6 protein-coding genes and 3 pseudogenes are annotated in these 12,872 nt (G+C 35.7%); 5 read left to right on the top strand and 4 right to left on the bottom strand.

Features of this window, described 5'->3' with window-relative positions:
* Positions 1 to 5 precede the first annotated feature (5 nt).
* The 3 genes from HUK62_RS01860 to HUK62_RS01850 are packed head-to-tail and all read right to left on the bottom strand — an operon-like array spanning position 6 to position 2,784.
* Entirely contained in the window at positions 6 to 785 is a 780-nt protein-coding gene (locus HUK62_RS01860) for a hypothetical protein (protein ID WP_176536939.1), read from the bottom strand.
* Complete coding sequence (locus tag HUK62_RS01855; protein ID WP_176536938.1) at positions 775 to 2,148, bottom strand: CAP domain-containing protein; 1,374 nt, start codon at positions 2,146 to 2,148, stop codon at positions 775 to 777. The genes HUK62_RS01860 and HUK62_RS01855 overlap by 11 nt, the downstream gene beginning before the upstream one ends.
* Before the next feature lie 27 nt (positions 2,149 to 2,175).
* Positions 2,176 to 2,784, bottom strand: a complete 609-nt coding sequence (locus tag HUK62_RS01850; protein ID WP_176538429.1) for a hypothetical protein — start codon at positions 2,782 to 2,784, stop codon at positions 2,176 to 2,178.
* A gap of 1,216 nt (positions 2,785 to 4,000) precedes the next feature.
* Between HUK62_RS01850 and HUK62_RS01845 the strand changes: the two are divergent.
* The 3 genes and pseudogenes from HUK62_RS01845 to HUK62_RS01835 all read left to right on the top strand — a co-directional run.
* Positions 4,001 to 4,869, top strand: a pseudogene (locus HUK62_RS01845) (IS982 family transposase).
* Between the two features lie 532 nt (positions 4,870 to 5,401).
* The gene (locus tag HUK62_RS01840) at positions 5,402 to 6,070 is read left to right on the top strand and encodes a hypothetical protein (protein WP_176536937.1); all 669 of its coding nucleotides are present in this window, start codon (positions 5,402 to 5,404) and stop codon (positions 6,068 to 6,070) included.
* Between the two features lie 2 nt (positions 6,071 to 6,072).
* A pseudogene (locus HUK62_RS01835) lies at positions 6,073 to 7,617 on the top strand (hypothetical protein); the annotation flags it as partial.
* A 69-nt stretch (positions 7,618 to 7,686) separates the two neighbouring features.
* On the opposite strand, the gene HUK62_RS01830 reads toward HUK62_RS01835, so the two are convergent.
* A protein-coding gene (locus tag HUK62_RS01830) for an IS3 family transposase (RefSeq protein WP_223287772.1) occupies positions 7,687 to 8,819 on the bottom strand; the annotation gives its coding sequence in 2 pieces (ribosomal slippage) (positions 7,687 to 8,567 and positions 8,567 to 8,819; 1,134 coding nt in all).
* A gap of 95 nt (positions 8,820 to 8,914) precedes the next feature.
* Between HUK62_RS01830 and HUK62_RS01825 the strand changes: the two are divergent.
* A pseudogene (locus tag HUK62_RS01825) lies at positions 8,915 to 9,640 on the top strand (hypothetical protein); the annotation flags it as partial.
* Entirely contained in the window at positions 9,627 to 12,812 is a 3,186-nt protein-coding gene (locus HUK62_RS01820; protein WP_176536935.1) for a tyrosine-type recombinase/integrase, read from the top strand. The pseudogene HUK62_RS01825 and the gene HUK62_RS01820, both read left to right, overlap by 14 nt.
* Positions 12,813 to 12,872: the final 60 nt, after the last annotated feature.

Here is a 12,872-nt window from a genome sequence, read left to right as displayed (position 1 = left end):
GCGGTTTAAAACATATTGTCAATAAAGCCACACTGTAATATGTGCTGTGATGGATCTATTGGATGGTCATACAGACTGATATAAGCAATCATGCTGCTCAGATCAGAAACATCCCGTTTATAGTGCTGGGTATAGATGTAAATCTGTTTAGGGCTGTAACGCTTTCCGTTTTGAAAGACCTCTCCGTTAAACACCTTTAAATGCGGATACTGTTGAAAGACCTGCTGGGTCTTGGTTCGTTTTTCATTGTCATGTGCTAAGGCTTGATCCCACTGCTGTTTAAAGCGTTTAAATTGCTGTCCACTATAGTGACTGAGCTGAATATTTAAACCCGCTTCAATGTTATCTTTGGTTTGGGCCATGTCATCATTGCGATAAATCGAGGTACTGGCCCCAGCCACACTGACCTGCATCAAAGCCTCAATCCGTTGAATCGGATTGCGTTGATCGTTGGGCAAATAGACTTCTATTTCAGGACAATCCTCACAGTAGTTTTCATCGTCTGGATCATCTACAACAGTTGATTTTTGCTGGGTGTATTGCTGTTTAAATTGTTTCTGTAGAACCGTTAGATCAGAGGCTGCGGTATGCGTCCAATCGCCCGTGGCCAGTTGATTGCTAAAAGACTGTTCTTGCTTGGCCCAATCCAAACAGTTTAAGCCTTGCTCTAAAGTCACTGGCTGCACAGTCACTGCATTGGCGGTAGAAACAGGTTGAGCTACCGCAGTCTGCAATGCAAATAATGAAGCGCTGGCGAGTAAAAATGATCTCAGCTTAAATCTCATTGGATGATTCTCCTGCTGAGCGTTGTTCTCCTGATAAGCGTTGTTCACCGGACTGATCATCAACTTTAAACCAGTAGGTATAGTCCTCAGCTTTTCCATCCACCCATACATTCTTCACCTGAACGTCATAGATCACGTTGTATTGCATTGCACTAAAATGAAATTGCAGATTATTGGCCACTAAACCATAGCTGATATTGTCATACTGGATGTTGCTGATCGTTTGAACTTGCTGATTATCCCGTCTCGTCACTGTGAGCTTTGCCTGTGAAAAATCCACCGTATTGTTGGCATAAGCATTTTGTGGATTGACTAATATCGACAAGGATAAAGGTTCAGCTTTTGAAAAGAATTTCTTCGGATACACATGATACGGATAAGCAATCACCCCTTTCGGCATCGTGGTACTTAGGGTTTGCGATGCAAAGGGATAGACCACTTTCATGGCAGCGCCTAAGATGGTCGATACGCTTTTAGCCTCAGTATTGGAGACTTCACCATAGGCGGTTTTGATCAGGAAGGGACTCAAGATATGACGTCGATGTCCAATGCTGGCCGAGTTTTTTTCAATCAACCAATTGATCAGATGGGTATCTGCACCGTAGCTGGCTAAAGGTTGATAGGCTTGAATAAAATTCAAGTTCGATGTTGAAGCCCCTTGATAGCCAATATCACTAAAACAGCGCCAAGTACGATCCGGATAGTGTGAGGTCTTTTCATTCACCGCCAGTAACATAGAGGCTTGCATCATTTGGTCTTCATAGGCATCGTCGTAGCGAACTTTCGGCAGATTGTGTAAGGCACGAATCTCATTCAGTGTATTGATAAACAGCTGACGCTCCGCCTCACTGGGTCTCCCGGCCTGACAGGCATTCAGATCTTTATGCTCCTCTGCATGCGCCTCAATGACATCCACCACCATCGTGCTATGCACAGGCAGAAGCTGTGATGTTCCTGCTTGTGTCAGTGTTAAACTACATTTGCCCACACCAAGGGCTTTGAGCTCGCCTTGTTCGAAGTCACAAATACTTGGACTCTCACTGCTCAAACTGAGGGCCAGATCTTGATCCGTCTTCAGATTTAACTGATACATTTGACCTTTGAGAAAGCGATGGATCTCTAAGGGTTCAAAGCGTTGTGCTGTCTTGTTTTTACAGATCCCTTCTTGCAGATATTGCGTTTCAGAACACGTGACAGGTTGAGGTGAAGTACCACCATCGTTTGCCCCACCCGTTCCACCACTATTGGAACCAGTATTTCCACCTGACCCACCACCGCCACATCCAACCATCGCCATACTGATGGTCAGCATCAGGGTGCTGATTCTAATGGATGGTATCCCCTTTTTTATACGTTTCATCATTTTATCCCCCCCTCTTATGCTTAGTTATTATTGGTAATGATCAGCCGACAGTAGTTGGCGGATTTCACTGGCCATTTTGGGGCTACGCCAAGGAAACAACACTTTGAGGCGGTAATGCGGTTTGAATGGGTCGCGTGTTCCAATATTGACTTGGTATTCTCTTTTGACTGGGCTGCGATGTTCATGATGGCGGATATGCGTTCCCTTCATCGGATTGCTGGTGATTGTGCTGGAATAAGAGACTTTGTCTTCAACTAAGTTGAAGTGACCGACCGACGTAATATAGTCAAATGGGTATTTCACTAAACGCTGTTCAGGTTCATCAAACAGAATAATGGTTTTATGCTGACTGTTAATCCAGACCCCACGATTGTGATAATTAAACTGTTCACCTTGACGGGTCAGTTGCTCCGTCATACCTGCAAAGTAGGTGCTGCCATAGGTATACAAGTAATAAACAATCACAAACCATAACAGCCAGATGCCAAAGAATAGGTAGCCAAACCAGCCAAAGGAAAAGACTTTGGCCAGAATTAAAAAAATGACGATCGGCACCACGATGCACTTTACAAAGACTTTGGATTTTGGTGGACGATTTTCGATTGGAATGATTTTTGGTTGAGTGAATTCAGACATCATTGTTCCCCGCATGTTCAATGCAATTGACAATCACAAGGGGATATAAAAATAAGTATTTTTTTATAGGCGTGATTGAGCCATCCACCTTAGAGATTGTTCGTGTAAAAATGTTTTTTAATACAGCTTAAAAATTAAAATCAGTGCTGTATGCCCTGTTGAATGACACAACAAGGTTGAACAGGTGCGGAGACACAATAAAGAATAGATGGATACAGCATGAGAAGCTCCTTGAATATTAAGAAGCTCTGCCGATTACTGCTAAATAATGGTGGCAGAGCAAAAGAGGGTTAGCAGACTGGGATCCAAGGAACCAGCACGTCAAAGACGTCCCCCTCCTGCCCTACCATAGAAAAAAAGGGGGACGAGAAGGTTCACAAAAAATAGACAGGCTATTTTCTGTGCTGGATCAACGGTCTGCTAAAACCGACTGGCAATGTAGGCCAGCGATATAATATTAAGTTGAAGTAAGCTTTCAGTCAAATTAACTATTTCAACTAATGTAACTTTAATTATGAACAATCAATATTTCACAGCTTAGCATATACATTAACTACAGCCTGCTTCATGTTTCAAAACTATTTTTTTGACAATGCACTATCTAATAAAAAATTGGTTTCATGCTAGTTTCAAAGAAAATTTTTCATAATCTTCCGCTGATAACTTATTTTTATAGCATTTGTTGTCTTAATAATTAACAGTATTTCTTCCTAGATGATACAAAGTTAAGATCGCCATCCCCCACTTTTGTTACGGAGACAGGAAAGCCTTTGATCACTCATCTACTAAAAACACTAATCTAGACTACCTATTTTTAATCACCTTGATTAGCCACTTGTCTGTAGTAATACATGATATAACTTAGACCTAAACGATTTGTACAATAATGTTCATCATATTGAAAAATTTCTCATATACATCGATTAATAGCATCTAATACATCCTAAATATTTGAATTAAAATCTCTATTATTTTTAAAATCTTAGAGAATTTAATTTTATAATTAAGATCCTTCACAGAAAATAAGCGACCTGCTAAATTACTCAACTCATCTTGCAACAATTTTTTATTGATAAAAATTATTTATGAAAAATCCTATTAAAAATATTGTAAATTTTTATAGATAACCCGAATCTTGGATAAAAAATTGACTTGAAAAAAGAAAGGCTAGAACCATCAGTTTAGTTACCACACAAAACTCACAGCCCTAGTCCTTATGTTCCTTACGCTATATATAGCTCATACCGAATTATTCTTTGTCATTGATGATTTCTTTCTTAGATTTGAAGCAACTTATTGGAAATTTCTTAAACAAAGCGGCAGATGCTTAAGAATTCGCCCCTCGGAGCTCAGCATTTCAGAAATTATCTTTATCGTAGTTTGGTATAAGTGTTCCAATTTTACGCATTTCAAAGCATTTTTCTTGTGGTTAAAAAATGATAGATATCATTTATTTAAAAGCTTACCCTGTTATCAACGTATGATTCATTTGATTAATGCACATCAACTGGCTTTGCATGCCTTACATTTTGCCTTGATGAGAAATCATCAAAGTTCATTTTATGGATTGATTCAACCACATTACCTGTTTGTAAAAATCAAAGAATACAACGTCATAAGTCCCTATCTGCGATAGCAACGCGTGGTAAAAGTTCAATGGGATGGTTCTTTGGCTGTAAATTACATTTACTCATGAATCCATCAGGAGAAATTGTAAATACAGCATTATCTAATGGACATACAGCAGACATCAAAATGGTTGAACAGTTAGTCGAAGGACTCAAATCAAAACTCTATGCTGATCGTGGGTACATTAGTCAAGATTTAAAATTAAGACTAAAGAGTCAAGGTATTGATTTAATTACCTATCATCGTAAAAACATGCAATCGATTGATCTATTGAAAGCAGATGGATATCACTTGAAACAACGGAATAGGGTTGAAACTTTATTCAGTTTGCTTAAGGGGACCTATAATTTAGTCTCGAGTAAAGCTCGAAGTGTTGCTGGCTATTTGTCTGGTATTTATGCTTCTTTGTGTGCGTACCAACTCTGTCATCAAAATAAACCAATGATTCGTTTATGAAAACATCAGCTTAAACAGGATTCGGGTTATAGATAGTTAAAGTATATAACAATGGCCAAGTTTATTAATAAAATATGGCATTATTATATAAAAAATTAAATAAGCATTAAAAAAGGCCTGAGAGTTGAGATCAGACCTTTCAAATTCATCAACTTATTAGAATCAATGAATCTAAAATTAAATTTAGCACAACAACAAATTTCAAGCAATACACTAAATTAAAAAAATAATTTATTGAATGTATGCTTGTAGTTATCAAATTAATTAAAATTTCCCCATTTTCTTAAGGTACGCCTTAATTATTTACAAACATCAAATATAACACCTTCTTCTTTGATTTTATTTTTTCATAATTTCCCCTAATTTTCGATCCAATTAGGGTTAATACCACATTATTTTAGGTGACAAAAAATGTCATTATCTGTATTTAAATTGTAATAACAAACAAAATAGAGCTTGTATATATTGTTTTAATTTTCAATTAAATATATGAATATTACATTAGATCTTAATTTTGAGAATACTCGTCTATATGGGAATAGTATTAAGCTTCAATGACGAATTTGGTGTACATAAAGAATTATCAGTCAAAAACTTCAATAAGATCCATATTAATGTACACCCTGAATTCATTGGCATCCATCTTTGCTATCTTGAAGCTTTCAAAAGCTTAAAAACTAGTTTATCAATATTTTCTTCTCTTCCAGAAATCCAGGTATGGAAAGATTCAAAGCTTCAAGGCTATTGCATCGCAAGTAAATTCTCCTCGTATCTATATTGGTCAGAAATAACACCACAAAGTATCAAATTACTAGTTCATTCTTTCCCACAAGACGAAGAAAAAGTTGAGCTATTAAAAAATGCTGCTAGTACGGAATTTCTAGATTTTCTATCCTCTTTTCATCACGATTTGAATCTGATGAATCCTATAAAGTTACAAACACTCATCAATCGCCACATTTCACCTAAAGCTATCTTAGCTCTAAACAAGAAATACTCTAATAAACCACATAGTGAAATCAGCTTAGAACAACTTGCGACATTACTATCTTGTTCACGGAATCAGTTGAATTATCGCAATAAAAATATCTACCGAGAACGACAGAATGTGCTTGATCAATTAGAAAAATCCGAGGCTATCGTATATCAACTTTTAAACAATACTGACTTTACACTTACATTAGATCAGTTTTGGAAATAATCATGTCAAAAAATAGTTTACTTACTCAAAGTCCTTCTAATACTCTAAAATTATCTTTAAAACAGATATTAGAAAAATTGTTTGGAGATGAAGATCTCAATCGCAACGAGCATATTCAGTATGTTGTTAATTTATTAGCGTCACAAAAAACTGATGAGTATTTGTATGGTCTCAATCTCGATCTATTTAACTTTGATCTACAAGAGAATGTTACTACGTTAAAACTAAGACCTTTAGTTTCTTCGAGAAAGAATAAAGTCCTTGAGGCACCCATTACTTGGTATGTAAACTCAATTGCGCAATTAGAACATCCAGAAAGAAATATTTTAATTTGGAATATTTTAGTTTTAAAAGCTGCAATCTATTTAATTGCTTTACCTGACCTATATCCAAAGCTTTATCAGAATAAAGAGAATTTTTCAGAACACCTTAATACAATAAAACGACTATTTCAGCGTTTTCGCGCAGCTAATCGCATTCTAAACCCAAATAAAAAATATAAGAACACTGAAAAATACATGAACTTGTGGAATCATTATCTAAATGATCCCACACTTTCTTTAGAAGAATTTGTTGAATTTTTAAAAGATCACGATAATCAAAATGACACGAATACTTTTGAAAATAACCTGTTGAATGATCTTCGCGTTACTTTTACCTATGTTTTAAAAAATAAAGCAAAAATTACCAAAGTTAGTACAGAAACTAAACTTCAGCATCAATTCTTAGATGAAGATGAACTCATTTTGGAGTCATCAGAAGTCTTCAAAGGCTCGAAGTCTAAATCACTCAATATTGAAAAACAGTTAGATGATCAAGATATCCGTCAAATTCATGTAGATCCCCTTACAATCACCCCACTTGCTAAAAACTCAGAGACTATTCAGAGTTACTTACTACCTTTAGTTTCTAAACATATTCAGAGAAAAGAACATTTATTGCCATTTAGTAGTTTATATCCAAATAAAACCACTACCTGCGCTCTACTCTCTAAACTATATGACGATTTCACTCAAAATAAAAAGCGTAATGTATCGCTTATTTTGATGCTGTCATTCCTGACAGGAAATACAACGAAAGAATGGCTTAAATTACAAAATAAACGTGTTAAGAGCTTAAATTCACGGCAAAAGGTTATCAAAATCAATGGGAAATGCTTTCTTCGAAGTAAGTTTTCAATTTTTGAAAACAAAAATTTTTCTTATCCAAATGCCCTCCTAAACCACTTAATCTATTTAGATATCCCTATACCAAATTTATTCATAACTTCTCTACAAGAAAGTAATCTAGTTTCGGAAAAAGAACTTAATGAACATTTAGCAAAATTGAGATTAGAATTGTATGTTCCTAAATTATCACTCATAAAAATAAGCTCTCTTTTACATCAATCAATTCTACATAGAACTGGAAATAGGCAACTTGCCGATCTTCTCACTGGTGTTGACGCAAATAAATCTTCTTCAATTTCTTATTGTCATCAGAGTATCCCAACCTTACAGCTACAATATCTCTCTTTTTTAAAATCCCTATGTGAACCCCTATCTAATGCTTATCCAGAGATGGTCCCACTTGTTTGAACAACTAAAAGCTTATTTATAAGTGATATTCTGCTCTAGTTAAGCTACCTTATTTTGTTGTGGTAGCTGGTCATAGTAAAACTCATCTGGAGTCATTTTGTCCAGACTCGAATGAGGTCGTTTCAAATTATAAAATTCAAAATAGGCATTTAATTGCTTTTTCGCATCAAAAACATTGCTGTAGGCTTTGAGATAAACCTCCTCGTATTTAACGCTCCGCCATAATCGTTCAATCATCACATTATCAACCCAACGACCTTTACCATCCATGCTGATTTGGATGTCATTTGATTTTAACACTTCAATAAATGCATCACTGGTAAATTGACTGCCTTGGTCTGTATTAAAGATTTCAGGTCGGCCATATTTTTCAATAGCTTCATTTAATGTTTCTATACAAAATGCAACCTCCATACTAATCGATACGCTATGGGCAAGCACCTTACGGCTGTGCCAATCAATCACAGCACATAAGTAGACAAAGCCTTTTGCCATAGGGATATACGTTATATCCGTTGCCCACACTTGATTACTCCGTTGAATATTCAATCCTTTGAGCAGATATGGATATTTACGGTGAGCTTGATTGGCCTGACTTAGATTTGGTTTACGATATAACGCATTAATGCCCATTTTCTTCATTAAAGTACGTGTATGACGTCGTCCTATATGATGTCCTTGACGGTTCAATAAATCACGCATCATACGGCTACCTGCAAAAGGGTATTGCATATGTAATTCATCAATACAGCGCATCAGCTTCAGATCTGATGCACTCACAGGTTTTGGGCGATAGTAATAACAACCACGGGAGACTTTCAGTAGCTTAGCTTGCTTAGATACTGAAATCTGAAGTGAGTCGTCGATTAACTTTTGTGGTTGAAGCGGCCCAGTTTCTTCAACACACCTTCTAAAAAATCAATTTCTAATGCCTGCTCACCGATTTTTGCATGTAGTTTTTTTAGATCAATGGGCGGTTCTGCTGGAGCTTTTGATTGATCGAAGGCTTGCGAGGAAGCTGAAAGCAATTGATTTTTCCAGTCGATAATTTGGTTTTGATGAACATCAAATTCAGCACTCAATTCAGCAAGTGTTTTTTCTGCTTTAATCGCAGCAAGCGCTACCTTAGCTTTAAAGTCATTTGAATGATTTCTTCTTGGTCTACGTGCCATAAAATACTCCATATATCGATGTTTATAACATCATTTGGGGAGCAAAATATCACTTATAGGAGTTGTTCAAATTTACGGAGCCATCTCTTCCAGACATCGAATCTAGCAGCACACTAAATTTTGGCAGTCGTAAAGCTCCAACACCAAATATGATCAAAAGAATATTTACAGTGCTAAAAACAAAAATATTCATTCAGGATGAGCATAATTTAGTAGCAGTTTACAACCACTACAACATTTGGATGTGGCACTTTTTATTACTTTTTACTGCTGCCAGACCTGTTTCAGAGTTTCCTGGATTTTTAAAAAGTTTTAATTTGAAAAGGAAAATATTCATGGTCTCTGATAAAGAAATCGGTGGGCGCCACGACTATGGACGATTAATCCCCCTCAGCCCTTTTGTTGTAGAAGAAATACAAAAATTCCTACATTTTTTGGACTATTTCAAACTCCAGATTGGACCAAGTTACCCCGAGATTCAGTATCAAATACAACTAATTCTAGTCAACAAACTTCCGTTACTAAATATTTTTCATAATGAAAAATGGCAAACGTTAAGTCCATCGACTGTGAGAAACTTCACTCCTGAATTAGACTTAGAACATGCTAACTGGCACCGACATGCGGCCCGTGCTTTTCTTAGTAACAAAATTAGTGAGACTGAAATTTTAGCATTATTTGGTCATGAACAAATGCAGCAAGAAGCAGCCCATCCTTACTCAAGTCTATCTATTACCCAATACTCGAAAATTTCCCTCATTCTTGAACAAATGAAAGATCATTTTCAAATTACAGGTATTGAACTTAATGCTCTTATCTAATATTCAAATGAAAAAAAAACAACCACAGTATGCCGAAAACCGTAGAAAACAAAATCGAGACTATCAGGAAAAGCAGCTACAGATTGATGTAGAACAGGAATTACTCCAATATTTCAAAGAACATGAATTTGAGAAGCGTGAAAATCCTGAAGCATTCTATCCAGCAATTTATGAATTTATCAAGCACAAAGCTCCTAGCCTTGCCTGGAAAAGATATGCACATGAGTTCTTCAGAACATATATCAAAAAAATCAATCTAAATCTCCATGAAGCTTTGGCCCTTCCTAATCTGACGTTTGAAATGAAACGCGATCAGCCTGTTTTTACTATGAACTGGATCGAAAAAGGTCATCAGATTGATGAAATAATGGATAAGCTTTGGGACTATTGGGTTCTAGTTAATAACAGCCAAGCATTTTCTGACGATGAGATTATTGGAAATATTCTTATTTCAGCAATGCTTTACTCAGGCTTGAACCAAAAAGCGTCGTTAGATGCTTTGCTTGAGCATTTAAAAAATCCTGAAAAAATCAGAAATCTTGAAAATATTAACATTATTTTTTTAGAGCCTCTCTCCTCTTCTTATGGAGATCTATTTATTGATGAGAAAACCATTCGAAAATCACGTAATTTTATTCCAGATCAGATTACTCGATTATGGTTAATCCATTTTAATACCAGGAATATTCGCTCAGTGAATCAAAATATTGAAGAGTATCTCCAGACTATTTTCAATAAGATCGAAGTGCCTTTTGATTCCAAAACATATAAATTCTTATGTAATTATGCCAACTTTAACTGGATGCAACTTCCTAAAGTTAACATTGACCCTGCACTTTCTCAATGCTTACTTGAAAACATTCAAACATGTGGATTATCAGAAGCTGAGTTTGAAAGATTTTTGCAACCGAAATTCAAATATAAGCAGAATTCAATTGATGATATAGATATAGAAAAATCATCAACCATAGTGAGACCCTCTTACTCCGATGATGTTCAACTTCTCTTAGATAATGTAATAAGGATTCACAAAGATCTTTTACAACTAATTCGTACGACACAATCGAATCAAAGCATTTATGTATTAATCATTGAATATTGTATTAAAAATGCGGATAACTTTAATGAGTACAGTAAACGTGTCACTTTATGGCTGATCAGCCTTTATAAACCAACATTAGAACAAATTCAGCCTCTAGCTGAATGTTTTAGTTTTTGCACAGATAAATTTCAAAAATCATTGCATCAAAATAAACCTTTAGCAGATAGTTCGATTTACACTTATTACTCACGTATTGCTGAACCCTGGCTAACTCATTCATTACAATATCTAGATAGTGAAGATGATTTCAATATAAGCATAGCGAAGATCTACCAACAAATAGTTACGAACACTCGACTCGCAGATGACGCAGGCCAACCTGAGTTTAAGAAATCCGTAGGCGAGACAAGTAGGATGTTGAAACGCTTCCATAAATTTCAACAAATCCTGTTCCAAACAGAATCTATCGAATTTGAATCTTTTGCCTTACAAAACCGGCCTAAAGCTCGTATTATCGGCCCTTTAACTTATCAATCTTTTATGAATAAGTTAGATGCATTCTTTTCAAGCTCTCCAAGTCAAGAAAACACTTATAAAGTATTAAAAATCATCTATATTTTAGCTTATCGAACAGGAATGCGCCTTGATGAAATCCTAGGTTTACGTGTACAGGATGTTGAAGGTTTAAGTTGCCTCTCAGTATGGATTCGACCTTATGGCTCTATTAAGACAGGGAACTTACATGAACTCAAAACTGATAGTTCAGAACGAAACGTGCCCGTGTATGTGTTATTAAAAGCTGATGAATATCAGCTCTTCCATAGTTATGTAGTTGAACAACGCCTACTTAATCAGAGAAACTCATACCTATTCCGTACTTGGAATGGAAATCGTAAACTAAATCAATATACAGTAACGGCACCTTTTAGAATGATTATGAACAGACTTTTCAAGCATCATAGTTATTCTTTTCACTCATTTCGTCACACAACTACGAATCAATTATCCCTTCTTCTTAACTGTGATTATGCTCCTCTAGTAAAGAATCTGACAGATTATTCTGAAGATGAATATTATTCTATCCGGACGGAGTTACTACGCAATCCAAATGGTCAAAATCATTGGTTTATTATTGCCCATCTACTGGGGCATATTGATCCTACAGAAACTTTTAAAAGTTATATTCATCTGAGCTACCTTATGGCTGGGCATAAAATACTTCAATACCATCCGGATATTGATAATCAATTTGCAAAAAAAATAATGGGCTACCAACCTTCTTTCAATTTTCTAAACACAGTGAAGGATTCTGCTCCATTCAATTTCGAAAAACATTCTTCTCATTTAAGCCAACAGTTACTCAATGATCAAACCAGTTGGTTGGATAGTAATGTAGAGGATATTTTAAGCGAAACCACCTCAGTTTCTTCCAAGAAGCATAATTTTTTCAAATATTTTGCTGGAACAAAAGAATCAAAAATTTCACTGAATGTGTTCTTCAAATGCCTAAATTTATTGGAAATCTCTAATGACCCACACCAAGTTTCAATTGAAATTGGTCTTCCCTTAGAACTCGTTCAATATTGGTATGAAAATGCCAAACAATTAAGTCAGATCCGGTCTCAAAAGAACAAACTTAGATTATTTGATCAGAAGTATACCAATGATATTACTTCCCCTCTTAAACCAGCCATGATTGACACAAATGAAGAACAAACTGCGATGATTTTCTTTTTTGAGAATATTCAAAAGAAATTTGAACAAGATCCTCATCAAATTGAAGCCGTGCTTGAGACATTTTTAAGTCGTGTCACTGCGTCGCATACAGGTATCCACTATAGGTGGAATAAAATTGATCAATTAGAATCATTTTACTCCAAAGTAAAAGACCTGTTTCCACCCAAGTTTTGGCATCTACTCGGACAAAACCTTATAGAATCGTTAGATGCTAAAAAACAGCCGTTATTAAAAAAACTCGCCAAATTGAATACACCCAATCATCCAAAAACTCAAGAAAACTACGTCCGTCTCCAACTTTACTCAATAAAAGATGGTAAGGCTCTTGCCGCATTTAAATTTTGTCTACATTTAGCATGTATAGGTAGACCAACTTCTCTAATACTCAAATAGCCGATCCTGAAATTCTGAAAAATTTACTATAAACATTCTATTTCAGAAGACCCTGTAATT

This window comes from Acinetobacter sp. NEB 394 (assembly GCF_013374795.1).
In the GTDB taxonomy this organism is placed as follows: Bacteria; Pseudomonadota; Gammaproteobacteria; order Pseudomonadales; family Moraxellaceae; genus Acinetobacter; species Acinetobacter johnsonii.
Note: the sequence above shows the minus strand (reverse complement) of the source record. Positions and strands in the feature narration are given on the sequence as shown.